Here is a 25,511-nt window from a genome sequence, read left to right as displayed (position 1 = left end):
GCTCCTACCCCCCCCGGCAGTTCCCGAACTCGCAGCGCACCGCCATCGTCTCGCCGTTGCTGCACGGGATGCGATGGCGCTCGTAGCCGGGGCCCTTCTCGATCAGGGTGGCCATCGGCAGCACGCTGCAGCGGCGGGCCTTGGCGAACTGCTCGGCGTTGTAGGTATCGCGCCCGGTGCTGCGCAGCGCTGGCTGGGCGAAGCGCTGGCCCGGCGGCACCCAGGTCACGCGCACGCTGGGATCGGTGTTGACGTAGCCCTTCTGCGCCAGGCAGTTGACCATGGCGGTTTCCTGCTTGGCATGCCAGGCGCGGCGCTCGGGGGTGTAGACAGCCTTGTTGAAGGCATAAAGGCCGCCGACCACCGCCACGCCGCTGAGCGTCGGGATGCCCGCCATCCAGCCGGCGCCAACCACGCCGGTGTCGAGCACGACGAGCGCATCGTCATGCTGGCTGGCCCGGAACGGGATGGTGGCGGCCGAGGCGCGGCACCGGGCCAGGTCCTGTTCATAGGCTGCAGGGTTGTTGGCAGGCGCCTGAACGGCGGGGACGTAGTCCGCGCCGGAACCTGAACCGGGACCCTCGTTGGGTCGGGTCGCGCAGCCGGCCACCAGGGCGGCGATGCAGAAGATGCTCAGCAGTCTTTTCATGGATGTCCTCGACGGTCCTCTACTCCGCCGCCGATTGAATCATACAAATAGTTACTTCCCCAAGCGGCTTTTGGCGCGCTGGGGCGCCGGCGCCACACGCAGGGGCTCAGCCGCGAGCCTTGCGCCAGGAGTTCTTGACCTGGATCAGGCCGTCGCGGAAGGTGAAGTGGTCGCAGCCGTTGGTTTCGACGCGCACGCCGTCGCTGGCGCGGGTGCCCACGAAGGTCCATTCGGAGACGCCCCGATCGCCGGCGATGAAGTGCCGCGCGCCGAGCCACTGGGCGTCGGGATAGTCGTGCCAGACGCGGCTGAAGCCTTCACGCACCGCCTGCTGCCCCACGAAGCGGGTGCCGCAGGGCTCGGGCCCGGCGCTGGCCTCGAAGACGCAGTCCTCGGTCATGAACTGCATGAGGGCGTCGATGTCGTGGCGGTTCCACGCGTCGGCGAAGGCCTGCAGGAAGGATTCGGTCATGGCGGTCTCCTCGCTCATCCGAGCGTCGGGCCGAGGACATGGCGCAGGAAGGTATCCATGGCGCCCTCGACGGTGGTGGTGCCATACCGATCGTACCGGGCGGCGGCTTCGGCGCGGTAGAAATGGCTGGCGCCGGGCACCCGCACCTGGTCGCATTGCAGGCCCGCCCCGCGCAGGCGGGCAACCAGGCCCGGCGCAGCGGCCGCCACGTAGTCGAGGTCGTGCTCGGCGCTCACCAGCAGCACGGCCGGGCCGCCGCCGGCGCGGCGCGCCAGGTGTCCCGCGAGGTCGTTGTCATCGATGTAGCCGGACAGCGCCAGCACCGCCGCCACCGGCACCTGCTCGCCGAAGGCCACGTTGAGCGCGGTGCGGGCGCCGGCGGAAAACCCGCCGATGGCGATCCGCGCCGGGTCCACCTGCCACGCGGCGGCCTGGAGGCGCACGAAGCGCGCGGCGGCAGCCATGTCGTCGCTGGCGGCCTCGATGCCGCGCCAAAGCATCTCGGGGGTAGCGGGCGGCAGTTGCAACAGGCGGCGCACCACGGCGACGCGCGAGGTCGGGATCCGCTCGGGCTGGCCTACCACGGGCGTAGCGCCGGGTTCCGGGTCTTCCGGGACCAGTCGGTAGTCGATCGCGCAGGCCACGTAGCCGCGGCGGGCGAATCGCAGGCAGTACTCGGCCACGGAGGTGTTGCCGCCCTCCGCCTCGAAGGCGTCGTTTTCCTTGGAGCCGCGGTGAAAGGCGCCGCCGAAGGCCAGCACCAGGGCCGGGCGCAGCTGGCCGGGCCGCGCGGGATCGACGGGGCGGTAGAGGTCGAGTGCGAGTTCGCGCTCGACCGGCCCACCCGGCCGGAGGCGCTGCACGAGCCCGCGGCCGTAGACCACGTCGCGCACGATCTCGACCTCGTGCACGGCTGCGTCAGGGGCAAGAGAAGACGGTTGCACGGGGCCCCCTCAATCGACGGAAGCGCCGGACTCGCGGGCGACACGGCCCCAGACCTGGACGTTTTCCTTGAAGGCGGTGGCCCATTGGGCAGGCGTCTGCCGATCGACCGGCATGGAACCGCCGTCGATCAGCAGGCTGCGCATGTCAGGCCGCGCCATCACCTTGAGCAGCGCAGCGTTGAGGCGCGTCGCGACGACGGGGTCCAGCCCCGCTGGGCCGAAGACCGCGTACCAGCCCACCGTGTCGAAAGGGATGCCGGCCTGCGCCAACGTGGGCACGTCGGGAAAGGCAGGCGAGCGCTTCGGGCCGGTGATGGCCAGCGCGCGCAAGCGGCCGGCCTTGATCAGCGGCGTCATCGAGACCACGTCCATGATGGCCACGTCGATCTGGCCGGAGAGGATGTCCGGCAGCGCGGCCTGCCCGCCCTTGTAGGGCACGTGGGTCATATCGAAGGCGCCCAGCGACTTCATGCGCTCGCCCACCAGGTGCGGCGGCGCACCGTTGCCGAAGGTGGCATAGTTGATGGCGTTGCCGTCCTTCTTCGCGGCGGCGGCGAGGTCGGCGATGCTCTTGAGCGGCGATTCGGCGCGGGTCACGACCAGGAGAGGCACGCTGGCGATCTGGGCCACCGGGGTGAAGTCCTTGACGGGGTCGAAGCTCAGGTTCTTGAACACCGCCGGGCAATGGCGAAGGGCGCAGCGGTGAGCATCAGGGTGTAGCCATCGGGTGCCGAGCGCGCAACGCTGTCGGCGCCGATGTTGCCGCTGGCGCCGGCCCTGTTCTCGACGACCACGGGCTGCCCCAGTTCCTCGCGCACGTGCTCGGCCACCTTGCGCGCCACGATGTCGGTGCCGCCGCCGGCTGGGAAAGGCACCACCAGCTTGACGGGGCGTACCGGGTAGGTCTGGGCGTGGCTGCCGGCCAAGACGAGGGCCAGGCCCAGTCCCAGCACGCTGCGTCGGGTCGTCGCGTTCATTGCATCTCCTGCGGGGAGTGTTTCGGATGGCCGGATCATCGGGCGGCGTCACATAATGATCCACACCTTCTTTCATCTGGATCCATCGCAATCTCTTATGCAAGACGAGGAGCGCCGGCTGGCGCTGAACCTGCGCCGCCTGCGCCTGCGCCACCTCGAGATCCTTCTGGCGGTGGAGCGGCACGGCAGCCTCACGGCCGCGGCGGAGGCGCTGGGCGCGAGCCAGCCGGCAGTGTCGCAATGGCTGGCCGAGGTCGAGGCAGCGCTGGGCGTGCCGCTGTTCCTGCGCGGACGGCAGATCCGGCCCAGCCCCTATCTGCCGGTGGCGCTGCGCCATGCGCGGCGCATGGTCGCGGACTCGCGCCAGCTGCAGCAGGAGCTCGCGGCCGTGGCGGCCGGCACGCTGGGCGCGGTGCGCATCGGGAGCATGCTGGTGACCAGCGCCGGCCTGCTGCCGCGTGCGCTGCTCGCGCTGGAGAAGCAGCTGGAGCCGCTGCGCATCGAGGTGGTGGAGGATACGGCCGCGGGCCTGTGGGCGCGCTTCGAGCGCCGCGAGTTGGACCTGATCGTGGGTCGCCTGGACGAGCGGGCCTTCGGCCCTCACGTGCACAGTGAGGCGCTGTTCAAGGACCCCCATTGCGCGGTGACGGGCCGCAGGCATCCGCTGCTGCGCGCAGCCGGCGTGACGTGGGCGAAGGCTGCGACACATCCCTGGATCCTGCCGCCGCAGCACACGGCGCTGCGCCGCGCGATCGACGCCACCTTTGTCGAGCAGGGCCTCGCACCGCCCGAGCCGTGGATCGAATCGACCTCCCCCACACTCAATCAGGCGCTGATGCGCGAGAGCCGCTGCATCGGCGTGCTCTCCGGCGCCGCGGCGCACCATTACCAGCGCTTGGGAATGCTGTCGATCCTGCCGCTGTCGCTGGGCTCCGACGTGGGACCGGTGGGCATGGTGTGGGACCGGCAGGAGCCCAGCCCGGCGCTGGCGCGAGTGCTGCAGGCCTTGCGCGAGGGGGCGTAGCGGCGGCCTGCATCGGGCAGAGCCTTTAGCATCGACCGCTTTGGCCTCATGCTTTCCTCCGCCCTCTTCTGCCTGGTCGTCGCCATCAGCGACGGCGACACCCTCAAGGTCCGGTGCGGCGAGCCTGGCGCCTTTCGCCAGCTCACCGTGCGGCTGCATGCCATCGACGCGCCCGAGCTCAACCAGCCCTTCGGCCGGCGTGCCAAGCAGGCGCTGTCGCAGATCGCCTACCGCAAGATGGCGCGGCTGCACTGCGAACACGACGACGACCGCTATCACCGCCGCGTGTGCCGCGTGCAGGTTGCACCGGACGACTGTACCGAAGCCCGCTGCGCGAAAACGCTGGACGCCGGCCTCGCGATGCTCAGCGTGGGCATGGCCTGGTGGTCGCATGCCTATGCCGACGAACAGAGCCCCACGGAGCGGGGCCAGTACGAGTTCGCCGAGTTCGAGGCCAAGGTCAAGCGTGCCGGGCTGTGGGCGGATCGCCGCCCCGTGCCGCCCTGGATGTGGCGCGCTCAGCATCCGCGGCCGCGCTGAATCGCACGGAGCCTTCGTTCGCAATCTGCGAGCGCGCGCTGTCCTCAGGCCGCCACGTTCTGGGCCGCCGCAGCGATCGCACGAGCCACCACCCGGTCGATGCGCTTGCCGTCGAGCGCCACGATCCGGAAGCGCCAGCCCTCGCAATCGATCTCCTCGTTCACCTCGGGCAGGTGGCCGGCCACGAAGATCAGTAGCCCGGCCACCGTGTTGTAGCGGCCGCGATCCTCGTCGGGCAGCTCTCGGATGCCCAGGCGCGCCCGCAACTCGGCCACCGGCATCAGCCCGTCGAGCTCCCACACCCCATCGGGCCCCTTGCGGGCCCAGGCGTCGGCCTGGGTGGCGGTCTGCAGCTCGCCGGTGATGGCTTCGAGCAGGTCGCCCGGCGTCATCAGCCCCTGCACCACACCGTACTCGTCGACCACGAACACCAGGCGCGCGGCGCGCGCGCGGAACTGCTCGAGCAGCTCCATGCCGGTGAGCGTCTCGGGCACGAAGATCGCCGGCTGCGCCTCGTCCTCGATGCTGCCGGCGTGCGCGAGCCCCAGCGCCAGCAGCCGGGCCACGCTGATGGTGCCCACCACGTCGTCCAGCGAGCCGCGGCACACCGGGTACCACGAATGGACCTCGTCGCGCACCGCGTCCACCGACACCTTCCGCAGGGCCTCCTCGACGCTGGCGGATGCTTCAAGCCAGTCGATGTCGGCGCGCGGCACCATCAGCGAGCTGAGGCGCCGGTCGTCCAGGTGGAACACATTGCGCACCATCTGGTGCTCGTGCATCTCGATGACACCGGCGTCTACGCCCTCCTCCAGGCTGGCCGAGATCTCCTCCTCGGTCACCATGCGGCCGGCGTTCAGGTCGATGCGCAGCAACTTGAGCGTCGCGGCCGTCACGCCCGACAGCAGTAGCACGAAGGGCTTCGCGGCCGCGGCCAGCATGTGCATCGGCCGTGCGACGTGGCGTGCCACCGGCTCGGGATAGAGCTGGCCGATGCGCTTGGGCACCAGCTCGCCGAAGATGATGGTGAAGAAGGTGATGCAGCTCACCACCAATGCGGTGGACACGAAGCTGGCCGCCCCCGGGCCCATGCCCGCGCCCTCCATCCAGATGGCCAGGGGCCCGGCGAAGGCGGCCTCGCCGACGATGCCGCTCAGCATGCCGATCGAGGTGATGCCGATCTGCACGGTCGAGAGGAACTGCGTGGGCGATTCCATCAGGTCCAGCGCGGCCGCGGCGCCCGCGTCCCCCGTTTCAGCCAGCGCGGCCAGGCGCGCCCGGCGGCTGGTGGACAGGGCCATTTCGGACATTGCGAACAACGCGTTGAGCGTGGTCAGCAAGGCCAGGAGAAAAACATCCATGGAGGCGGGGGAGAATGGGGACCCATGGCACTTTACTTGATCGGCGACGTGCAGGGCTGCGATGAACCCCTGGCGCGCCTGCTCGACCACATCGCCTTCTCCCCCAGCCGCGATCAGCTCGTGCTGCTGGGCGACCTGGTCAACCGCGGCCCCGACTCGCTGGCCGTGCTGCGTCGCATGCAGCGCCTGGACGGCGCCGCGCAGAGCCTGCTGGGCAACCATGACCTGCACCTGCTGGGCGTGGCCCAGGGCGCGCGCAAGCACGGTCGCAAGGACACGCTGGACGCGGTGCTGGCCGCACCCGACCGCGAAGCCCTCCTCGACTGGCTGCGCCGGCAACCGATGGCATTGCATCGCGAATTGGCCGATGGCGAGCTGCTGATGGTGCATGCGGGCGTGCTGCCGCAATGGAGCCTCGCGGACACGCTGGCGCTGGCGGCGGAGCTCGAGTCGGTGCTGCGCGGCCCCGCCTGGACCGAGTTCCTGCAGACCATGTACGGCAACGAGCCCGCGCAATGGAGCGATGCGCTCAGTGGCAGCGCACGCCTGCGCGTCATCGTCAACGCCCTGACGCGGCTGCGCTTCTGCAGCGCAGAGGGTGTGATGGAGTTCGAGACCAAGGACGGATCAGCCGCCGCGCCCGCGGGCTTCATGCCCTGGTTCGACGTGCCGGGGCGGCGCACCGCGAACCTGACGGTCGCCTTCGGCCACTGGTCTACGCTGGGTTGGCTGTCGCGGCCCGACCTGCTGTCGACCGACACGGGCTGCGTCTGGGGCGGTTGCCTGAGCGCGGTGCGCATCGGCGCGAAGGCCGCGGATCGCGAGCTGATCCAGGTGCGCTGCGCGCAGGCACAGAAGCCTGGCTGAGCGCCGGGGTCAGTTCGGCTGCGGCTCCGAGGCCTTGAACAACGCCGGGACCTTGCGCTTGCTCTTGATGTTGCTCGAAAGGCCGCGCGCGGGCGTTGCCTTGGCAGCGGCCTCCCAGGAAGGCGCGGCCTCGCGCTCCGGGCTCTCGTAGGGCTTCTCGAAGAACGGATCGCGCGGCGCCGAGGGTGCGCGGTGCGGCCGTGCGCCGCGTCCGAAGCGGGCTTCGCCGTTGCGCTCGCGCGGCTGGTCGAGCACGTCGCGCGCGTCGCCGGCCTCGCCCTCGTCGCGCCAGTGGCGGCGGCCATCGTTGATGCGCCCGCGCGGACGGTCTTCCTCGAACTCCACCGGCTCCAGCTCGATCTTCTTCTTGATCAGCTTCTCGATGTCGGCCACCAGCCGCACGTCGTTGCCGCCGCTGGCGAAGCTCACCGCCAGGCCCGAGGCGCCGGCGCGGCCGGTGCGGCCGATGCGGTGAACGTAATCTTCGGCGTTGAAGGGGATGTCGAAGTTGAAGACGGCCGGCACGTCCTTGATGTCGAGGCCGCGCGCCGCCACGTCGGTGGCCACCAGCAAGTCGACTTCGCCGGCCTTGAAGGCAGCCAGCGACTTCAGGCGCTCGTCCTGGCTCTTGTCGCCGTGCAAGGCCGTGGTGTTGAGCCCCTCGCGCTCGAGCGAGCGCGCAAGCCGCGCACAACCCAGCTTGCTGTTGACGAAGACGAAGGCCTGCTTGAGGCCACGCTGCCTCAGGATCTGCTTGAGCGCGCGGCGCTTGTCGTCGTCGCTCACGCTGTAGAAATGCTGCTCGACGGTGGAGGCCGTCTCGTTCGGGCGCGCCACCTCGATGGTGACCGGGTTCTGCAGGTAGCTGCCGGCCAGGCGCCTGATCTCGGGCGAGAAGGTGGCCGAGAACAGCAGGGTGGTGCGCTGCTTGGGCAGGTACGAGAGGATGCGCTGCAGGTCAGGGAGGAAGCCGATGTCAAGCATGCGGTCGGCCTCGTCGAGCACCACGTACTCGACCTGGTTGAGCACCGCGTTCTTGGCCTCGATGTGGTCCAGCAACCGGCCCGGCGTGGCCACCAGGACCTCGACGCCCTTCTTGAGCTCCAGCGTCTGCGGCTTCATGTCGATGCCGCCGAACACCACCGTGCTGCGCAGGTTGGTGTACTTGGCGTACAGCTTGACCTGCTGCGCGACCTGGTCGGCCAGCTCGCGCGTGGGCAGCAGCACCAGCGCACGCACAGGATGGCGCGCGGGCGAGGTCGAGCTGTTCTCGTGCTTGAGCATGCGCTGGAGCAGGGGCAGCGAGAAGGCCGCGGTCTTGCCGGTGCCGGTCTGCGCCGCGCCCATTACGTCCTGACCCGCGAGCACCACCGGAATGGCCTGCTCCTGGATCGGCGTCATGCTCTCGTAGCCCATTTCGGCCACCGCGCGCGCCAGCGGTTCGGCCAGGGAAAGATTGGAGAAGGAACTGGTCATGAAGCCCACTATTGTCGCACTGCGGCAATAAACGGGGATGACAGTGCGGTGACGGGTCGGATTGCTCTCTTTTCGATAGCGCCCGAGCTCCGCCTCAAAGGCCCCGCGCGGCGAAGGTGTCGCAATCCTGGATCTTGCCGCTCTTGTAGCCCGCGCCGAACCAGCGCTGGCGCTGCGCGCTGGAGCCATGGGTGAAGCTGTCGGGGACCACGGCCCGGCCAGCCGAGCGCTGAAGGGCGTCGTCGCCGATCTTGGCGGCTGCGTTCATCGCGGCCTCGATGTCGCCGGGGTCCAGCCAACGCTTGGACTCCTGGGAATGGTGGGCCCAGACGCCGGCGAAGCAGTCGGCCTGCAGCTCGACCCGCACGCTCAGCGCGTTGTTCTGCGCCGGGCTCAGGCGACCGCGCATCTGGTCGACCTTGCCGGTGACGCCCAGCTCGTCCTGCACGTGGTGGCCCACCTCGTGCGCGATCACGTAGGCGCGGGCGAATTCGCCGGGCGCGCCGAGCTGGCGGGAGAGGGTGTCGTAGAAGCCCAGGTCGATATAGACCTTCTTGTCGCCCGGGCAGTAGAAGGGCCCCATGGCTGCCTGGCCGGCGCCGCAGGCCGTGGGCGTGGCGCCGCGGAACAACACCAGGCGCGTGGGCGTGTAATTGCTGCCGTTCTGCCGGAAGATGTCGCTCCACACCACCTCGGTGTTGCGCAGCACGGTGGAGACGAACGCGGCCTCGCGGTCCTCCGCCGGCGGCTTCTGGGCCGGGCCCTGCTGCTGAACCTGGGCCGGCGGCTCGCCGCCGCTCATCATCCCCAGCAGGGTGAGCGGATTGATGCCGAAGATCCACCCCGCGATCACGGCGACCGCGATGGTGCCCAGCCCGACGCTGCGCCCACCGATCGGCAACCCGCCGAAGCCGCCGCCTCCACTGCGGCGGTCCTCGACGTTGTCCGATTGTTCGTTACCTTCCCATCTCATGACGCGTCTCCTTGCCGCCTGCGACGGCTGCTGCCCCGCCGATGGTACGCGCCCGATCCGGGAGCACATCCACGGCCAAGGATCCTCGCGCAGCCCGGATGGCGCCGCATGGCAGGCGAGGCGCAAGCGCGTGCAGGACAGCGCCGCGAGTCGTCAGGCCTTGGGCAGCGTCACACCGCGCTGCCCCTGGTACTTGCCGCCGCGGTCCTTGTAGCTGATCTCGCAGACCTCGTCGCTCTCGAAGAAGAGCACCTGGGCGCAGCCCTCGCCAGCGTAGATCTTGGCCGGCAGTGGGGTGGTGTTGCTGAACTCCAGCGTCACGTAGCCTTCCCATTCGGGCTCGAAAGGGGTGACGTTGACGATGATCCCGCAGCGCGCGTAGGTGCTCTTGCCCAGGCAGATGGTCAGCACGTTGCGCGGGATGCGGAAGTACTCCACCGTGCGCGCCAGGGCGAAGCTGTTGGGCGGGATGATGCAGGAGTCGCCGTGGAAATCGACGAAGCTCTTCTCGTCGAAGTTCTTCGGGTCGACCACCGTGCTGTGGATGTTGGTGAAGACCTTGAACTCGGGCGCGCAGCGGATGTCGTAGCCGTAGCTGGAGGTGCCGTAGCTGATGATGCGATGGCCGTCCTGCTCGCGGATCTGGCCCGGCTCGAAGGGCTCGATCATGCCGTTCTTCTCGGCCATGCGCCGGATCCACTTGTCGCTCTTGATGCTCATGTCAGCGCCCGCCCGGCCGCCCGAAGGGCGATGAAGCCCCCTTGGGGGGCAGCGATACACGAAGTGATGAGCGTGGGGGTGTCATAACGCGGGTCCTTCCTTGGGGCCGCTATTCTAGGCAGCGCCCATTGCCCGAAAGGCTCAGCCGGCCGGGGCCTGGGGGATCACGGTGCGCTCCACCAGCCGGTCGTCCCCCAGCACGATCATCGCGAACAGCAATTCTTCCAGGCTGTCCGCCCGCGCCGTCTTGCGCGTGAGCATCGGGGTGGCCTTGGGGTCGAGCACCACGAAGTCGGCCTCGCAACCCGGCTGCAGGTTGCCGATGACGCCCTCCAGCCCGAGGGCCCGCGCCGCGCCGCCGGTGTGGCGCCACCACAGCTGCGAGGGCGCGATGCTGACACCCGGCTTGGTCTGGCCCTCGCGGCCCACGTAGTAGGCGGCCAGCATGGTCGAGAAGGGGCTGAAGCTGGTGCCGCCCCCCACGTCGCTGGCCAGGCCGTAGGCGCATCCGATGCGGTCGGCCCCCTCGAAGTCGAAGAAGCCGCTGCCGAGGAACAGGTTGCTGGTCGGGCTCACGGCCGCGGCGGTGCCGGTCTCGCGCATCAGGCGGCGGTCGTCGTCGTCGAAATGGATGCAGTGGGCATAGACGGCGCGCTCGCGCATCAGGCCGAAGCCTTGGTAGACGTCGAGGTAGGAACGGGCGCCGGGGAAGAGCTCGCGCGCCCACTTCACCTCGTCCTTGTTCTCGGCCACGTGCGAGTGGATCCAGGTGCCGGGGTATTTGGCGGCCAGCTCGCCCGCGCCGCGCAGCTGCGCGTCGGTGCTGGTGGGGGCGAAGCGCGGGGTGATCGCGTAGCCCAGCCGGTCCACGTCGTGCCAGCGGCGAATCAGCGATTCGGTGTCGATCAGGCTTTGTTCAGTTTGATCGCGTACACCGTCGGGCGAATGGCGGTCCTGCAGCACCTTCCCCGTGATCATCCGCAGCGAACGGCGCTGAGCCGCCTCGAAGAAGGCCTGGACCGAGGCTGGATGCGAGGTCGCGAAGGTCAGGGAGGTGGTGACGCCGTTGCGCAGCAGCTCGTCGAAGAAGACCTCGGCCACCTCGGCCGCATGCGCCGCCTCGGCGAAGCGGCTCTCGGCCGGGAAGGTGTAGTTCTCGAGCCAGGGCAGCAGGCCCTCGGAAGGCGCACCGATGATGTCGGTCTGCGGGAAGTGGATGTGCATGTCCACGAAGCCCGGCGCAATGATGCGGCCTGGCCAGTGCGTGACCGCCACGCCCGGATGGCGAGCGGCGACGCTTGCAAAGGCACCGGCATCCTGCACCCGCTGGCGGCCGGCGGCGTCGGGGCCGACGACCAGCAGGCCGTCCTCGTCGAAAACCGGCTGGCCGGCGGCATCGAATCGCAAAAGGGAGGCACGGTAGGCTTGCATGGGCTGGGAGGGTAAGGCAGCGGGCCCGGTACGAAATGTGCGAGCGCGTATGGAGGCTATATGACAGCCCCGGCGTCCGTGGCCGACCGCCCGGGTGCCCCTGCCGCTAGAACATAATTCTTTTTTCACCCCAACAGGAACAGCGATGACTTCACGCGACGCAGACCGCCGCGCATGTCCAACATGAAAGTGCTCCTCATCGGGAACTATGTCCCCGACGGCCAGACCAGCATGCTGGCCTTCAAGCGCATCCTGGAACGCGAACTTCCCCACAACGGCTGCGAACTGCGCGTGCTGACGCCGCCGCGGCGCGTGCTGCGGGTGCCCACCTCCTCGCGGCTGTGGAAGTGGCTGGGCTACGTGGACAAGTTCATCCTCTTCATTCCCTCTCTCGCACGCCACCTGCGCTGGGCCGACATCGTGCACGTCGCGGACCATTCCAACGGCATGTACATCCCCTGGGTGAAGTCCAAGCCCAACGTCATCACCTGCCACGACGTCATCGCGGTGCAGGCCGCCAAGGGCATGGTCGACGGCTGGAACGTGGGCTGGACGGGCCGGCTGTTCCAGCGGCTCATCGTCAAGGGGCTGCGCACGGCCGACCTGGTGGCCTGCGTCTCGCACCTGACCCGTCGCGAGCTGCTGGCGCTGGGACTGGCCGAGGAAGCGCGGGTCACCGTGGTGCTCAACGGGCTCAACGACGATTTCCGGCCGGTGCCGCCCGACGAGGCCCAGGGCCTGATCCGGCGCTTCGGCATCTCGGCCGGGGACAAGTTCCTGGTCCATGTCGGCTGGGACCTGGCGCGCAAGAACCGCCGCAAGGTGTTGGAGACCTTCATCGCGCTGCACGAGCGCGCGGAGGCGAGCGGCCGGCCCGCGCCGGTGGAGCAGTTGCTGTTCATCGGCCCGGAACTGGTGCCGGAGATGGCCGAGCTGGCGCGCAAGCACGGCGTGGCCGACCGGATCAAGACCGTGCAAGGCGTCTCGCACGAGGAGCTGCGCGCGCTCTACGCCAGCGCGACCGCCCTGCTCTTCCCTTCGCTGCAGGAAGGCTTCGGCTGGCCGGTGATCGAGGCCCAGGCCTGCGGCTGCCCGGTCTTCACCTCCGACCTGGCGCCGATGAACGAGATCGGCGGCGAAGGCGCGGTCTACGTGGACCCCGACGACGCCGACGCCATGGCCACCGCCATCGAAAACGCAGCACCGCGCTTCGCCGAGATGCGCCGGCTGGGCATCGAGAACGCCGCGCACTACTCGGCGCAGCACATGGCCTCCAACTACGTGGCGACCTACCGTCGCGTGCTCGACGAACGGAAGGCCGCCCGGTGAAGCGGCTGCTGGGCCTCCTGGTGGTGTTCCTGCCCTGGACGCTGAAGCGCGCGGTGCTGCGCCGCTTCTGGGGCTACGAGATCGCCGACGGTGCGCGCATCGGGCTCTCCTATGTCTTCCCGGGCCACCTGGTGATGGGCGAAGGGGCGTACATCGGCCACTTCAACGTCGCCATCCACCTGGGCCGGCTCGAGTGCGGCGCGCACTCCGTCATCGACCGCTCGAACTGGATCACCGGCCACCCGCCGGCGGGGGCCCATTTCAGGCATCGCACCGACCGCGACCCGACGCTCTCGCTGGGCGAGCATGCGGCCGTCACCAAGCAGCACATCATCGACTGCACCGACCGCGTCGACATCGGCGCCTTCACCACCGTCGCGGGCTACCACTCTCAGCTGATCACGCACGGCATCAACGTGCAGGAGAACAGGCAGGACTGCAAGCCCATCCGCATCGGTGCCTACTGCCTGGTGGGCACGCGGGTGACGGTGCTGGGCGGCGCCGCCCTGCCCGACCGTTCGATGCTGGGCGCGGGCTCGGTGCTCAACAAGGCGCACGGCGAGGAGTACGCGGTCTACGCCGGCTCGCCGGCGGTGCAGGTGAAGAAGCTCGACCCCGAGGCGGCGTACTTCCACCGCGAGCGCGGCTTCGTGCACTGAGACGGCCCGTCGGCGTCAGCGTGCAACGCGCCCTTCGACGCCCTCGACCAGCCAGTTCATGACGAGGATCTGATCGTCGCGCAGGCCCGTGCCCTTGGCGATGACGACCTTGCCCTCGTTGTCGCGCACGTCCTGGCCCGCGCGGAAGACCTGCAGCTTGCCGCTCGCGATGTCCTGCTGCCGTGCCAGCACCTCTTCCTGTACGGCCCTGGGCACCTTGGGGCCGAAGTCGCCGACGCGGACCATTCCTTCCTTCACGCCGCCCCAGACGTTGACCGGCTTCCAGCTGCCGTCGAGCACCGCCTTCGCGCGCCGCGTGTAGTAGCCGCCCCACTCGTGGGTGACGGCGACGATCTGCGCATCGGGCGCGACCTTGCGCATGTCGGAGTGGTAGGCCACAGCCATCTTGCCGCGCTCCTGCGCCGCGGCCATCACGGCGGTGGAGCCGGTGTGGAAGGCGATCACGTCCACGTCCTGGTTGAACAGCGTCATCGCAGCGTCGCGCTCCCGTGGCGGATCGAACCAGGCGTCGAGCCACACGACCTTGACCCGCGCCTTCGGATCGACCGAGCGCATACCCAGCGTGAAGGCGTTGATACCCTGCAGCACCTCCGGAATCGGGAAGCCCGCGACGTAGCCCGCGACATGGGTCTTGCTCATGCGCCCCGCCGCCACGCCCGCCAGGTAGCGGCCCTGGTAGTAGCGGGCGTTCGCGGTCGAGACGTTGGGTGCGGGCTTGTAGCCGGTGATGGACTCGAACTTCACGTCGGGGAAGTCGCGCGCCACCTTGAGGGTGGGCTCCATGTAGCCGAAGCTGGGCGTGAAGATCAGCTTGTGGCCCTGCTGCGCGAGATCGCGGATCACGCGCTCGGCATCGGGGCCCTCCGGCACGTTCTCGACATAAGTGGTCTTCACTTTGCCGCCGAGCGCCGCCTCGACGGCCTTGCGGCCCTCCTCGTGCTGCCGCACCCAGCCGGCATCGGTGACGGGTGCGACATACACGAAGCCGATCTTGAGCGGGTCGGCCCGGGCGGCGGATTGCGAAAAAGAAGGCGAAATGAAAAAACAGGCGGCCGCGAGCGCGGCGGCGAGGTTTTTGTACATGGTGTTCCTCTACATGGCCCCGGTCAAAAAATCGGCGCTGCGGGGCAGCAGCGCCGGGGGCAGCATTTTAGGCGACGCTGCCGGCCGTGACTTCGTCCGCTGAGCGGCCGCTTTGTGGCGCCGAAGCCGCGCCGCGGCGCCCGGGCACGCGCACAATGCGGGCGTGCAGGAATTTGCGCCGCGCCCTGCGACCGCCCGGCGGCACCCGCTCAACCATCGCCCGCGAGGACCATTTCCAGTGACTGCCCCGATCAGAGCCGACGCCGCTTCCCCGGGCGATGACTCGGTCTTCACGATGGCCTTCCAGCCCATCGTCGACCTCGCGCGGCGGGAAATCTTCGCGCACGAGGCATTGGTGCGCGGCGTTGCCGGCGAAGGCGCTTCCGAAGTGCTCGCCCGCGTGGGCCCGCAAGACCGCTTTGCGTTCCACGAGGCCAGCCGCGTGAAGGCAATCGAGCTCGCGGCCGCGCTGGGCATGGAGTCCAGGCTCAGCCTCAACGTCATGCCCAACGACGTCGCCGGCCAGGAGGCCTGCTTCCGCACCGCCATGGCCGCGGCCGCGCGCTGCAACTTTCCAGTCCAGCGCCTGATGTTCGAGATCACCGAAGGCGAGCGCGTCGATGACCTGCCTGGCCTCGCCGCCACCTTCCGCATCTTCAAGCGCTACGGGTTCACGTCCGCGATCGACGATTTCGGCGCCGCCTATGCGGGCTTCGAACTGCTCGCCGCCTTCCAGCCCGACGTCGTGAAGATCGACATGAGCCTGGTCCGCGACATCCACACGGACCCGGTCCGCATCGTGATCGTGAAAGGCTTGGTGGCAACCTGCGACGAGCTCCAGATCCGGGTGATCGCGGAAGGGGTCGAGGCCGCGGAAGAAGTCCATGCGCTGCGCGCGCTGGGCGTGGACCTCTTCCAGGGCTTCCTGTTCGCCGAACCTGCCATCGCCGCCCTGCCGGTCGTGGCGTGGGACGCCGCCTGACCCGGGGCCCCAGCCGGTCGAGAAGGGGCCCGCGCCAGCATCAGACGTTGCTGGTCGCGCGCACTTCGTCGATCGTGGTCTGGCCGGACAGCACCTTGGCGATGCCGTCCTGGCGCAAGGTGCGCATGCCCTCGCGCAGCGCCGTCTGCTGAATCTCTTCGGCACGGGCGCCACCTTGCACCAGGCGACGTAGCCCCTTGGACATCAGCATCAGCTCGTGGATGCCGACGCGCCCCCTGAAGCCGGTGTCCCTGCACTCCTTGCAGCCTGCGCTCGAGAAGCTCATGAGCCGCCCGTCGCGGGCATGGCGGCGCTCCCAGGAAGCGACCACCCCCTCGCGATCGGACGGCGAGGCCTTCACCGCGTAGGCATTCAGGTAGTCGGACACCAGTTCGTCGATCTCCTCCGGCGTCAGGGGACGGCTGCTGATGCAGTGCGTGCAGAGGCGGCGCACCAGCCGCTGCGCCAGCACCGCCAGCAGCGAGTCCGCGAAATTGAAGGGGTCCATGCCCATGTCGAGAAGCCGGGTCACCGTCTCGGGCGCGCTGTTGGTGTGCAGCGTCGACAGCACCAGGTGGCCCGTCAGCGAGGCCTCGATCGCCGTCTTCGCGGTCTCCTCGTCGCGGATCTCGCCCACCATGATCACGTCCGGATCGGCGCGCACGAAGGCCCGCAGCGCCTTGGCGAAGGTCCAGTCGATGCGGGGGTTGACCTGCACCTGCCGCAGCCCCGGCTGGGTGATCTCGATGGGGTCTTCCGCGGTCCAGATCTTGCGCTCGGGCGTGTTGATGTGCATGAGCGCCGAGTGCAGCGTGGTGGTCTTGCCCGAGCCGGTCGGCCCGACGCACAGGACCATGCCGTAGGGGCGCTCGATGGCCTCGGTCAGACGCGCCAGGTTGCGCGCCGACAATCCGAGCGCATCCAGCGCAATGGGCTTGGCCGACGCCAGGATGCGCATCACCACGTCTTCCAGCCCGCTGGTGGTCGGGATGGTCGCGACGCGCAGCTCGATGCGATGCTGGGGCGAGAACTTGGCGAAGTTGATCTTGCCGTCCTGAGGCTTGCGCTTCTCGCTGATGTCGAGGTCGCACATGATCTTCACGCGCGCGACGATTGCATTGCGGTAGCTGGGCGGCAGTTCCAGGTAGGTGTAAAGCCGGCCGTCGCGGCGAAAGCGGATGCGCGTCTTCTCGCGCCCGGGGTAACTCTCGATGTGGATGTCCGACACGCCCTCGCGGTGCGCCTCCTGGATCATGCTGTTGATCATCCGCACCAGCGAGTTGTCCGATTGCTCGATCGGCGCGTCCTCGTCGGCCGGTGGGCGGACCTCCTTTTCCAGCGTCTCCAGCAGCTCGCTGGTGCCGGCCAGGTCGAAGTCGATACTCATCGGGTCGGTCGCCGCCGAGCGCCCCTGCGCCTGCGCACCGATCTTCTCGTACGCCTTTTGCAGCACTTCGTCCAGGTCGCGGCACTGGCCGATCACCGGCACCACCTTCATCTGGCCGATGAACTCCACCTCGTCGATGGCCGCGTGCCGGCTGGCAGGGTCGTCGAGGGCAAGCACGAGGCGGCCCTCGTGGATCATCAGCGGCATCACCTGCAGGCGCCGCGCCACCCCATGGTCGATCTTGCGCAGGGCCTCGGCCGCGGGTGGAAACAGCTGCAGGTTGACCAGCGGGTAGCCCATCTTGCGCACCAGCGCAATCTGCAGCTGGGAGCGGCTGACCACGCCCATGCGCACCAGCGTCTCGCCCAGCGGCACGTTGCGATCGAGCTGCTGCTGCGCCAGCGCGGCCTCCAGCTGCTTCTCGGTGACCATGCCGAGCGAGACCAACGCCTGGCCGATGCGCATGATCGGCATGCGGCTCTGGGCATCGAGCTCCTTCAACAACTGATCCGGCGTGACGACTTCAGCAGACGACATGGCTTTGACCTCTTGTTCAGTTTTGCCTTGGGGATTCTGAGGTCCCCCGGCACGATTTCAGCACAGCTGTACGCGGCGCACGGGCGCTCCCTTCCCCCATGAGAAAACTCAGTCCGCACTGAGCACGAAAGTATTGCGCCCCGCCGCCTTGGCGCGGTAGAGCGCAGCGTCCGCGCGGGCCAGCAGTTCCGCCGTCGTGACGGCGGCACCGGCAGGGAGATGGAAGGCGACGCCGATGCTGGTCGTGACATCCAGCCCGCGGCCATCGAGCTGGAAGGCCGCCGAGTTGACGCGCGCGATGACCTTCCTGGCCACCATCGAGGCCGCCTCCGGCCTGTCCAGGTTCTCGAGCACGATCACGAACTCGTCGCCGGCCAGCCGCACCACCGTGTCGGTGCTTCTGACGCTGGCCTGCAGGCGCCGGGCGAACTCGGCCAGCACCTCGTCGCCCATTGCATGGCCGAGCGTGTCATTGATGGACTTGAAATGGTCGATGTCGAGGAACATCAGGGCGAGCGCTCTTTCCGCGCGTGCAGCGCGGGCAATCGCCGCGGGCAACAGCTCGTTGAAGGCCAGGCGGTTCGGCAGGCCAGTGAGGGTGTCCACCCGCGCCAGTTCTATCAGCTTGCGCTCCACCACCTTCAGCTCGGTAATGTCCAGGCTGAGCGAGAAGATGCCATGGGTCGCTCCGTCGGCTCCGACGTCCGGCACATAGATGACGTGGGTGACGCGATCGAAGTCCCCCCGCTTGGTGGCTGCCTCGAACTCGACGCGCTCCCCCGCCAGCGCCCGATCGATCATGGCCTTGCGCGACTCGTACAGCTCGGGTCCCGCGACGTCTCGGATATGGTGCCCCACCAGCTTGGCGGGATCGAGCCCCAGCCACTCGCGGTAGGTGCCGTTCGCGAAGGTGATCTTCTGGTCCCGGTCGATGTAGGTGATGAGTGCCGGCAGGTTGTCGGTGATGGTGCGCAGGCGCATCTCACTCTCGGCCAGGAGCTTTTCCGCCTCCTTCAACGCAGTGATGTTGAAGGTCATGACGTAGAAGCCCGGCACTCTTCCCTGGAGGTCCTTGTCCGGAATCAGGTTCACCTGGAAGTAGCCGCTCTTGCCGTACAGTGGCGCCTCGACCGGGAAGCGCGCGGCCTGCCCCGCAAGCACTGCCGGGAGAAAGGGCACGTGCTGCGCGTAAACCGCCTCGCCCACGGCGGCGCGCAAGGTCACGCCTTCGAGCGGGCCATTGCCCAGGCCCGCCATCTGCCGCGCCCGGCTGTTGCCGTAGAGGCAGTTCTCATCGCGATCGAAATACCCCACCAGGGCAGGAATGCTGTCCGTGACGTCGCGCAGCCGCTTCTCCTGCTCGCTCAGGGCCTTGCGGACGTTGACCTCGTCGGTGATGTCGAAGGTCATGGCGAACACGCCTTGCACCATGCCGACATCGTCCTGGTCGGGGATGTAGTAGGCCTTGTAGGTGCGGCCGTCGATCCCGAGGGCCGCATCGCCGGCCGTCTCGACGATCACCGTCTCCCCGGCGAGCGCGCGCAGATAGTAGGGCTCGACACCTGCGAAGTCCGACGGGCCGCGCACCTCCGAGATCGGCCGGCCGACCAACGCGTCGGACTTGTGCAGCGCCTTGACTTTCGCATTGACGAAGGTGTAGCGCAGCGAGGCGTCCACGTGCGAGACCAGCGCAGGGATGTTGTCGGTGATGGTGCGGATCTGCGCCTCGCTGTGCGCCAGGCTCAGCTCGATGCGCTTGCGCTCCGTCACGTCGGAGGACATCGCGTAGTAGCCGCGGACCGTGCCTGTCGGGTCCCGGTCGGGGATGAGCTCGGTCTGGAAGAAGCGGGGCTCCTCGCCCTGCCTGATGGAGCCCCGGCGTTCGAAGGTCACGGGCTCGCCGGCCAGCGCGCGTTGCAGGTAGCGCTCCGGGATCACGCTGTAGTCGGCACCATGCGCGTCTCGCATGGGCTGGCCCACGAGTTCGGCCGCGCTGCGGCCCAGCTTCTCGCACAGGCGCGCGTTCACGAAGGTGTAGCGGCCTTGCGCATCGGCGTGCGACACCATGGCCGGCAGGTTGTCCGTGATGTCTCGCAGAAATTTCTCGCTGGCTCGCCGCTGCAGCATCAGTTCGTCGAAAGTCCGCCAGAGATCGCCGATCTCGTCGCGGGCATAGCTGCGTGGCGCCGCGGCTTCCGCCGGCGCGGCCTGCGCATCCAGCATGCGCCGGTGCAGCTGCGAAAGCGGCTGCAGCTGCCCCCGCACCACGGCCAGCGCGGCCGCGCCGGCCAGCACGGCCAGCACGATCGCGCCGCCCCAGGCCACGCGCTCGATGGCATCGATATGCGCGAACGCCTCATTCTGCGGATACACGGCGCCCAGGATCCAATCGGCCTGGCGCATGCGCTTGAAGGCGTACAGGGCACGCACCCGGTCCTGGTCCAGCCCCTCGGTCGTGCCCTCGAAACCCGAGATCGCGCGCTGGATCTCGGTATCCCCGGCGCCATCGGTGCCAGCCTGATTCAGCACCAGCTCCGGGCGCGGATGATCGATCACGATGCCATCATTGGAAACAATGAACAAGTGGCCCGTCTTGCCGAACTTGACGTCGGCCAGCTCCCCAAGGATGTTGCGCTCCTTCAGGTTGATGGAGCCCGATATCACCAGGCGCACCTGCCCGGCGCCGTCTCGCACCGGCTGCGTGATAGCGACCTGTGCCAGTCCGTTGAGCCGGTTGCGGTAGGGCGCCGAGATCACCCCGGCGCCGGCGGAGATGGTGTCCGCGACGTACGAGCGGTCCTTGACATTCGCGCGTCCGATCATCTGCGCCCCGTTCAGGTTGGCGACGATCTCGCCCTCGAGATCGATGAACGAGACGTTGTCGAAGGCCTCGCGCAGCGACTGGTGCTTCTCCAGCAGGCCCTGCAGCGGCGCGGCGCTCGGGACATCGTGCGACTGCACGCTTTCGGCAAGGGTCTTCAGCAAGGTCCGCCGGCCGACGAACTTCTGGTCGACCGCATCGGCGATGGCCGTCACCCGCGCGAACTCCTCGTTGGCGATCGATGCCTGCATGCTGGCCTTGACAAGATGCAAGGCGACGGTGGCGATGGCGAAGGTCGCGGCCAGCACCACCGCCGCCACGCCGGCGCTCAGGCGCGTGTTCAAGCTGATGCGAAGGTTGCTGAAACCTGATTTCATCGACATGGTGGACCGGGCAGCATAAGCCAGACGGGCAGGCCGGCCGCAGATGGCTTGCAAGGAGGTCAGGCATCCATTCTCCGGGGAGGCTCAAAGGGGGCCAGGTCAGCCCGCGCGGATCAACATCGAGCCGGCCGTCGCCAGCACGATGGCGAACAGGACGCGCCGCTCCAGCGGCTCCTTCAGGAACACGACCGCGATGAGGGCGGCGAAGATCGCGCTGGTATCGCGCAGTGCCGAGCCGAGTGCGATGGGCGCATGCTGCAGCACCCACAGGATCAGCAGGTAGGACAGCATCGCGGCCAGGGCGGCCGGCACGGCGCGCGGCCACTGCGCACGCAGGCTGCCGGGGGGACCGCCGGCACGCCGCTGCAGCAAGGTCCAGGTGGCCGCGTTCGCGATCGTCAGCGCGGAGCCGTAGGCCAGCGGGGATTGTGCTTGCCGCACGCCCTGCGCGTCGCAGACGGCATAGCCTGCCGCGAAGCCCCCCGCGGCCAGGATCCAGCCCAGCGCCGGCCGCGTCAGCGCACGCCGGCGGGCCGAGCCCAGCGCGAGCATCGACATGGCCGCGCTCACCAGCACGATGCCGAGCATGCCCGGCAGCGTCGGCCGTTCGCCCGCCACCGCCGCGGCCAGCGGCAGCACCATCAGCACCGACGAGGCCCGCGCCATCGGGTAGACGATCCCGAAGCCGGCATGCGCGTAGCCGCGCAGCAGCGCCGTCACGGCGCCCATGTTCAGCAGCACGGAGGCGATCATCCATGGCCAGGACGAGGCAGCCGGCAGCCCGGCCCAGATCAGGGCGGGCACGGCCAGGAGCGCCGAGACCAGCATCTGCGCCGTCATCGCCCGGGCCGGCTGCGCGCTGGCCTTCACCGCGGCGTTCCAGGCCGCGTGCAGGACCGCGCTCAGCAGTGCGGCAGCCACGAACAAGTTGTCCATGCCCCAGGATAGCCGGTCGAGTTCGGTGCGAATCTGCGTGGCGCCGGCGCCACCGCATCGATGCGAATCCGCAACTCCATGGATGCTCAGGGCATTAGTTCACGCCGGCGCCATGCAACTGCCGTCGTGCGGCAGTACCATGCCCGATGACGAACCCCCTAGCGTTCGTGAAGCGGCAGGTCTTATGAAAGCGCGTGTTGAACTGGGAGCACTCCTATCGGCGTCGGTCATCGGCATCTCCCTGCCGGTGGACGCCCAGACGACACGACAGCCTGCGGCGCCCCATGCCGCGGAGCAGCAGGAAGCCGACTACCGCGTGATCGCGGCGCGCTGCGGCACGCCAGCCTTCGAGAAAGGCTTCTTCAAGGACTCCCGGGCAGCCGTCGCGGCCGGTCTGGTCAACAAGAACCGGATGCCGACCGACGTCGAGAAATCCGTCGAGGCGCTGCGGCGCAGCCCCTTCGTGCTGGTGGCGACCAACGCCGACTGCCCGAGCCAGCTGGCACAGCTGAAGGAACTGCAGAAGGCGCGCAAGGAAGCGATCCGCACCGGACGCGCACGCAGGCCGTAGCTGCCGCTCTTCGACATGGGGTAAATCCGAACATGCAGGCGGTCCGCTGACACCTCCTCACGCCTTGCCGAACTGCGTAAAGCTCTCGTTCAGCCGGTTCATCCAGCCCGCCTTGGTCGCCGCATCGACGAAGCTGCCCTCGAAGCTGTTCGCCGCCAGTTGCCACGCATGCTGCGCCGTCAACCCGGTTGCCGCGAAGGTCTGGACGAAGTTCTCGTTCATGTAGCCGCCGAAGTAGGCCGGGTCGTCCGAGTTCACGGTCGCGACCAGGCCTGCATCGAGCAGCTCGCCGAGGTTGTGCCGTGCCAGGTCCGGAAAGACGCAGAGCTTGAGGTTGGACAGCGGGCAGACGGTCAGCGGGATGCGGTCCTGCGCCAGCCGCTTCATCAGCGCCGGGTCCTTGATGCTCTGCACGCCATGGTCGACCCGCTCCACCTTCAGCACATCGAGCGCGCTCCACACGTAGGCCGGCGGCCCCTCTTCGCCCGCATGGGCGACGAGGTGAAAGCCCAGCTCGCGGCAGCGCGCGAACACGCGCGCGAACTTCTCGGGCGGGTGGCCGACCTCGCTGGAATCGAGGCCGATGCCGATGAACTTGTCGCGAAACGGCAGCGCCTGCTCCAGCGTGGCGAAGGCCTCCTCCTCGCTCAGGTGCCGCAGGAAGCACAGGATCAGCGCGGCGCTCACGCCCAGCTTCGCGTTCGCGTCGACGCAGGCGCGGTGCAGGCCGTCGATCACCGTCTGCATCGCGACGCCGCGCGCGGTGTGGGTCTGCGGGTCGAAGAACATCTCGGTGTGGACCACGTTGTCGGCGGCGGCGCGCTCGAGGTAGGCCCAGGCCATGTCGTAGAAGTCCTGCTCCTTCAGCAGCACGCTGGCACCGGCGTAGTAGATGTCGAGGAAGCTCTGCAGGTTGGTGAAGGCATAGGCGCGGCGCAACTCCTCCACGCTGGCGTAGGGAAGGGCCACGCCATTGCGTTGCGCCAGCGCGAAGATCAGCTCGGGCTCCAGCGAGCCCTCGATGTGCATGTGCAGCTCGGCCTTGGGCATGGCACGCAGCAGCGCGGGGAGGCGATCGGCGGCGATGGGCGGAAGCGTGGGGCTCGTCATGTTCAGCAGACTCCGAAAGTGATGCCGCGCGCCCTCAGGTGCCGGCGGTAGAAGGAGGAAGCCTTGTCCGCCGCAGTATGCAGCTCGGCCCGCAGGTCCAGCGGCAGGCTGCGCGGGCGCTGCGATTCGAGCACGGGCTTGTCCTGCAGGAAGATGGTGTCCTGGAAGGCGCGCAGCTGCGCGTCGTCGCGCTCGAAGTCGGCCATGGCAAGCCGGAACCAGACGCGGCAGCGCTCGGGCTCCATCGGGCAGATGAAAAGCGCGATCGATTCCTGGTAACCCTCGATGCCCACGCTGGCCGCCTCCGGCACTTTGGTCAGCACCGCGGCATAGGGCGCGGTGACCTCGTAGCGGTATTCGACCAGCGCGGGCGCCGTGGAGTTGATGGTCGACTGCGGCTGCCACGCCTTGCAGCCGGTCGCGAGCAGGCCTTCGGGCGTGGCCTCGACGCGGTAGTCGTCGATCACGGCCATCTCGCGCGCGCCCAGCCAGCCTTCATGGATGAAGCCGAAGTGCGCCATGTCCAGGAAGTTCTCGACCAGCCGCGGCGCGCTGGTCTGGACCTCGTAGGGCCCGCAGTCGAGCTTGCGCAGGCGCGCATCGTGTTCGGCCGGGAACACCGGCAGTTCGCCGCCCTCGCCTTCCAGCCGCACCCACACCAGGCCATAGGCCTCCTGCACCGCATGGACGGTGGCGCGATGCGTGGGTGGCGGCACGAAGTCCGGCAGCGCCGGCACATAGACGCTGCGGCCGCCGCTGGCGAAGCGCCAGCCGTGGTATGGGCATTCGAGCGTGGCGCCGCCATCGCAGACGCGCCCCAGCGAGAGCTGCGCGCCGCGATGCGGGCAGCGGTCGGCCCAGGCCTGCACGGCGCCCGCGGCGTCGCGCCACAGAACCAGGCCGTCGCCCAGCAGCCGCACCGCGAGCGGCGCCTGCGCGACCTCGCCCGACAGCGCCACGGGATGCCAGAGTTCTCTTTCGATCATCGTGGGAAACGGAAATGCAAAAAGGGTTGCCGCAGCGGCAACCCTTCCAAGCGAAAGCCGGGCGGGCCCGCTTACTTCTTGTCGCCGCCAGGCACCTTGCCTTCCACGCCCTTGACGTAGAAGTTCACGCCCGAGAGGAACTTGTCGTCGGCGGCGGCGCCGGCAGCCACCAGCTCCTTGCCGTCCTGCCCGACGATCGGCCCCTTCCAGATCGAGAAGCTGCCATCCTTCAGGCCCTTCTTGACCTCCTCGACCTTGGCCTTGGCCTCGGCCGGCACGTCCTCGGCGATGGAGACGATGTCGATCGCGCCTTCCTTGACGCCCCACCAGGTCTGGCCGGTGGCCCACTTGCCGTCCAGCGCGTCCTGCACCGCCTTGGTGTAGTACGGCGTCCAGTTGATGATGGCCGAAGCCAGGTGGGCCTTGGGGCCGTAGGCCGTCATGTCCGAGTCCCAGCCGAAGGCGCGCTTGCCCTTTTCCTGCGCGGTCTTGAGCACGGCCGGCGAATCGGTGTTCTGGAACAGCACGTCGGCGCCGCCGTTGATGAGCGCAGTCGCAGCCTCGGTTTCCTTCGGCGGGCTGAACCACTCGTTGACCCACACCACCTTGGTCGTGATCTTCGGGTTGACCGACTGCGCGCCCATCGTGAAGGAGTTGATATTGCGCAACACCTCGGGGATCGGCACCGAGCCGACCACGCCCAGCGTGTTGCTCTTGGTCATCGAGCCCGCGATGATGCCGGCCATGTACGCGCCCTCGTAGGTGCGGCTGTCGTAGGTGCGCATGTTCTCGGCAGTCTTGTAGCCGGTGGCATGCTCGAACTTCACGTCCTTGTGGTCGTTCGCCACCTTGAGCATCGGCTCCATGTAGCCGAAGGTGGTGCCGAAGATCAGCTTGTTGCCCTGGCTCACCATGTCGCGGAACACGCGCTCGGCGTCGGCCGACTCGGGCACGCTCTCGACGAAGGTGGTCTTGATCTTGCCGCCGAATTCCTTCTCGATGGCCTTGCGCCCGTTGTCGTGCGCGAAGGACCAGCCGCCGTCGCCCACCGGGCCCACATAGGCGAAAGCGACGTTCAGCGGTGCGGCGGGCGCGGGCGCCGCGGCGCTCGGCGCCGGTGCCGGTGCAGCGGGGGCCGGGGCCGGCGCTTCTTCCTTCTTGCCGCAGCCGATGAGCGCGGCCGAGGCGACCGCGGTCAGTGCAGCCAGCTTGAGCAGGAAACGTTTGTTCATATCGTTCATTGGGGGAACCCTCGAAGGATGTTTGTCGGAA

The 25,511-nt window shown here is 68.6% G+C and carries 23 protein-coding genes and 1 pseudogene; 8 read left to right on the top strand and 16 right to left on the bottom strand.

The genetic code is table 11. The features are described from left to right. Positions 1 to 4: 4 nt before the first annotated feature. From E5P3_RS11160 to E5P3_RS11145, 4 genes and pseudogenes are all read right to left on the bottom strand, one after another. On the bottom strand, positions 5 to 649 hold the full coding sequence (locus E5P3_RS11160) for a hypothetical protein (RefSeq protein WP_162586030.1): 645 nt from the start codon (positions 647 to 649) through the stop codon (positions 5 to 7). Between the two features lie 106 nt (positions 650 to 755). Then, positions 756 to 1,121 carry a nuclear transport factor 2 family protein gene (locus tag E5P3_RS11155; RefSeq protein WP_332107377.1) on the bottom strand — a complete coding sequence of 122 codons (366 nt, stop codon included), beginning with the start codon at positions 1,119 to 1,121 and terminating at the stop codon, positions 756 to 758. Positions 1,122 to 1,135: 14 nt separating this feature from the next. Then, positions 1,136 to 2,065: an alpha/beta hydrolase gene (locus tag E5P3_RS11150; RefSeq protein ID WP_162586028.1), complete on the bottom strand. Its 930-nt coding sequence runs from the start codon at positions 2,063 to 2,065 to the stop codon at positions 1,136 to 1,138. Between the two features lie 9 nt (positions 2,066 to 2,074). Next, a pseudogene (locus E5P3_RS11145) lies at positions 2,075 to 3,042 on the bottom strand (tripartite tricarboxylate transporter substrate binding protein). Between the two features lie 97 nt (positions 3,043 to 3,139). Here E5P3_RS11145 and E5P3_RS11140 point away from each other — a divergent pair. Then, a complete protein-coding gene (locus E5P3_RS11140) occupies positions 3,140 to 4,066 on the top strand; it encodes a LysR substrate-binding domain-containing protein (RefSeq protein WP_162586027.1) in 927 nt (308 codons plus the stop codon). A 48-nt stretch (positions 4,067 to 4,114) separates the two neighbouring features. Next, positions 4,115 to 4,606: a thermonuclease family protein gene (locus E5P3_RS11135; RefSeq protein WP_162586026.1), complete on the top strand. Its 492-nt coding sequence runs from the start codon at positions 4,115 to 4,117 to the stop codon at positions 4,604 to 4,606. A 44-nt stretch (positions 4,607 to 4,650) separates the two neighbouring features. On the opposite strand, the gene E5P3_RS11130 is transcribed toward E5P3_RS11135, so the two are convergent. Then, a complete protein-coding gene (locus E5P3_RS11130; protein WP_162586025.1) occupies positions 4,651 to 5,967 on the bottom strand; it encodes a hemolysin family protein in 1,317 nt (438 codons plus the stop codon). A 24-nt stretch (positions 5,968 to 5,991) separates the two neighbouring features. Here E5P3_RS11130 and E5P3_RS11125 point away from each other — a divergent pair, with 24 nt between their 5' ends. Further along, the gene (locus E5P3_RS11125; RefSeq protein ID WP_162586024.1) at positions 5,992 to 6,834 is read left to right on the top strand and encodes a symmetrical bis(5'-nucleosyl)-tetraphosphatase; all 843 of its coding nucleotides are present in this window, start codon (positions 5,992 to 5,994) and stop codon (positions 6,832 to 6,834) included. 9 nt (positions 6,835 to 6,843) lie between these two features. On the opposite strand, the gene E5P3_RS11120 is transcribed toward E5P3_RS11125, so the two are convergent. The 4 genes from E5P3_RS11120 to guaD all read right to left on the bottom strand — a co-directional run bounded on the left by E5P3_RS11120 (position 6,844) and on the right by guaD (position 11,434). Then, the gene (locus E5P3_RS11120) at positions 6,844 to 8,310 is read right to left on the bottom strand and encodes a DEAD/DEAH box helicase (RefSeq protein ID WP_162586023.1); all 1,467 of its coding nucleotides are present in this window, start codon (positions 8,308 to 8,310) and stop codon (positions 6,844 to 6,846) included. A gap of 94 nt (positions 8,311 to 8,404) precedes the next feature. Then, complete coding sequence (ypfJ, locus tag E5P3_RS11115; protein WP_162586022.1) at positions 8,405 to 9,283, bottom strand: KPN_02809 family neutral zinc metallopeptidase; 879 nt, start codon at positions 9,281 to 9,283, stop codon at positions 8,405 to 8,407. A gap of 153 nt (positions 9,284 to 9,436) precedes the next feature. Next, the gene (gene dcd, locus E5P3_RS11110; protein ID WP_068676294.1) at positions 9,437 to 10,003 is read right to left on the bottom strand and encodes a dCTP deaminase; all 567 of its coding nucleotides are present in this window, start codon (positions 10,001 to 10,003) and stop codon (positions 9,437 to 9,439) included. A gap of 141 nt (positions 10,004 to 10,144) precedes the next feature. Next, positions 10,145 to 11,434, bottom strand: a complete 1,290-nt coding sequence (guaD, locus tag E5P3_RS11105) for a guanine deaminase (RefSeq protein WP_162586021.1) — start codon at positions 11,432 to 11,434, stop codon at positions 10,145 to 10,147. A 183-nt stretch (positions 11,435 to 11,617) separates the two neighbouring features. On the opposite strand from guaD, the gene E5P3_RS11100 reads away from it, so the two are divergent. Together E5P3_RS11100 and E5P3_RS11095 are read left to right on the top strand one after the other, a co-directional pair. After that, on the top strand, positions 11,618 to 12,763 hold the full coding sequence (locus E5P3_RS11100) for a glycosyltransferase family 4 protein (RefSeq protein ID WP_162586020.1): 1,146 nt from the start codon (positions 11,618 to 11,620) through the stop codon (positions 12,761 to 12,763). Then, positions 12,760 to 13,422 (top strand): acyltransferase, encoded by a 663-nt coding sequence (locus tag E5P3_RS11095; protein WP_162586019.1) that lies wholly within the window; start codon positions 12,760 to 12,762, stop codon positions 13,420 to 13,422. The genes E5P3_RS11100 and E5P3_RS11095 overlap by 4 nt, the downstream gene beginning before the upstream one ends. Before the next feature lie 15 nt (positions 13,423 to 13,437). Here the strand turns inward: E5P3_RS11095 and E5P3_RS11090 are convergent, their stop codons facing one another. Further along, complete coding sequence (locus tag E5P3_RS11090) at positions 13,438 to 14,526, bottom strand: BMP family ABC transporter substrate-binding protein (protein ID WP_162586018.1); 1,089 nt, start codon at positions 14,524 to 14,526, stop codon at positions 13,438 to 13,440. On the opposite strand from E5P3_RS11090, the gene E5P3_RS11085 reads away from it, so the two are divergent. After that, positions 14,480 to 14,629, top strand: a complete 150-nt coding sequence (locus E5P3_RS11085; RefSeq protein ID WP_232073521.1) for a hypothetical protein — start codon at positions 14,480 to 14,482, stop codon at positions 14,627 to 14,629. The two genes, E5P3_RS11090 and E5P3_RS11085, sit on opposite strands and share 47 nt — an antisense overlap. A gap of 135 nt (positions 14,630 to 14,764) precedes the next feature. Beyond that, positions 14,765 to 15,508, top strand: coding sequence for an EAL domain-containing protein (locus E5P3_RS11080; protein WP_232073084.1), 744 nt, complete (start codon positions 14,765 to 14,767; stop codon positions 15,506 to 15,508). Positions 15,509 to 15,548: 40 nt separating this feature from the next. Here E5P3_RS11080 and E5P3_RS11075 read toward each other — a convergent pair whose 3' ends face one another. The 3 genes from E5P3_RS11075 to E5P3_RS11065 all read right to left on the bottom strand — a co-directional run bounded on the left by E5P3_RS11075 (position 15,549) and on the right by E5P3_RS11065 (position 21,572). After that, entirely contained in the window at positions 15,549 to 17,432 is a 1,884-nt protein-coding gene (locus tag E5P3_RS11075) for a GspE/PulE family protein (protein WP_162586017.1), read from the bottom strand. Positions 17,433 to 17,540: 108 nt separating this feature from the next. Continuing rightward, positions 17,541 to 20,630 (bottom strand): sensor domain-containing diguanylate cyclase, encoded by a 3,090-nt coding sequence (locus E5P3_RS11070; RefSeq protein WP_162586016.1) that lies wholly within the window; start codon positions 20,628 to 20,630, stop codon positions 17,541 to 17,543. Positions 20,631 to 20,735: 105 nt separating this feature from the next. Next, entirely contained in the window at positions 20,736 to 21,572 is an 837-nt protein-coding gene (locus tag E5P3_RS11065) for a DMT family transporter (RefSeq protein WP_162586015.1), read from the bottom strand. A gap of 184 nt (positions 21,573 to 21,756) precedes the next feature. On the opposite strand from E5P3_RS11065, the gene E5P3_RS11060 reads away from it, so the two are divergent. Then, on the top strand, positions 21,757 to 22,143 hold the full coding sequence (locus E5P3_RS11060; protein WP_162586014.1) for a hypothetical protein: 387 nt from the start codon (positions 21,757 to 21,759) through the stop codon (positions 22,141 to 22,143). 57 nt (positions 22,144 to 22,200) lie between these two features. Here the strand turns inward: E5P3_RS11060 and E5P3_RS11055 are convergent, their stop codons facing one another. From E5P3_RS11055 to E5P3_RS11045, 3 genes are all read right to left on the bottom strand, one after another. Continuing rightward, complete coding sequence (locus E5P3_RS11055) at positions 22,201 to 23,253, bottom strand: adenosine deaminase (protein WP_162586013.1); 1,053 nt, start codon at positions 23,251 to 23,253, stop codon at positions 22,201 to 22,203. A gap of 2 nt (positions 23,254 to 23,255) precedes the next feature. Then, a complete protein-coding gene (locus tag E5P3_RS11050; RefSeq protein ID WP_162586012.1) occupies positions 23,256 to 24,239 on the bottom strand; it encodes an aromatic ring-hydroxylating oxygenase subunit alpha in 984 nt (327 codons plus the stop codon). Positions 24,240 to 24,310: 71 nt separating this feature from the next. Further along, complete coding sequence (locus tag E5P3_RS11045) at positions 24,311 to 25,480, bottom strand: BMP family ABC transporter substrate-binding protein (protein ID WP_162586011.1); 1,170 nt, start codon at positions 25,478 to 25,480, stop codon at positions 24,311 to 24,313. Between the last annotated feature and the right edge of the window lie 31 nt (positions 25,481 to 25,511).

It is taken from the genome of Variovorax sp. RA8 (assembly GCF_901827175.1).
Classification (GTDB): domain Bacteria; phylum Pseudomonadota; class Gammaproteobacteria; order Burkholderiales; family Burkholderiaceae_C; genus Variovorax.
Note: the sequence above shows the minus strand (reverse complement) of the source record. Positions and strands in the feature narration are given on the sequence as shown.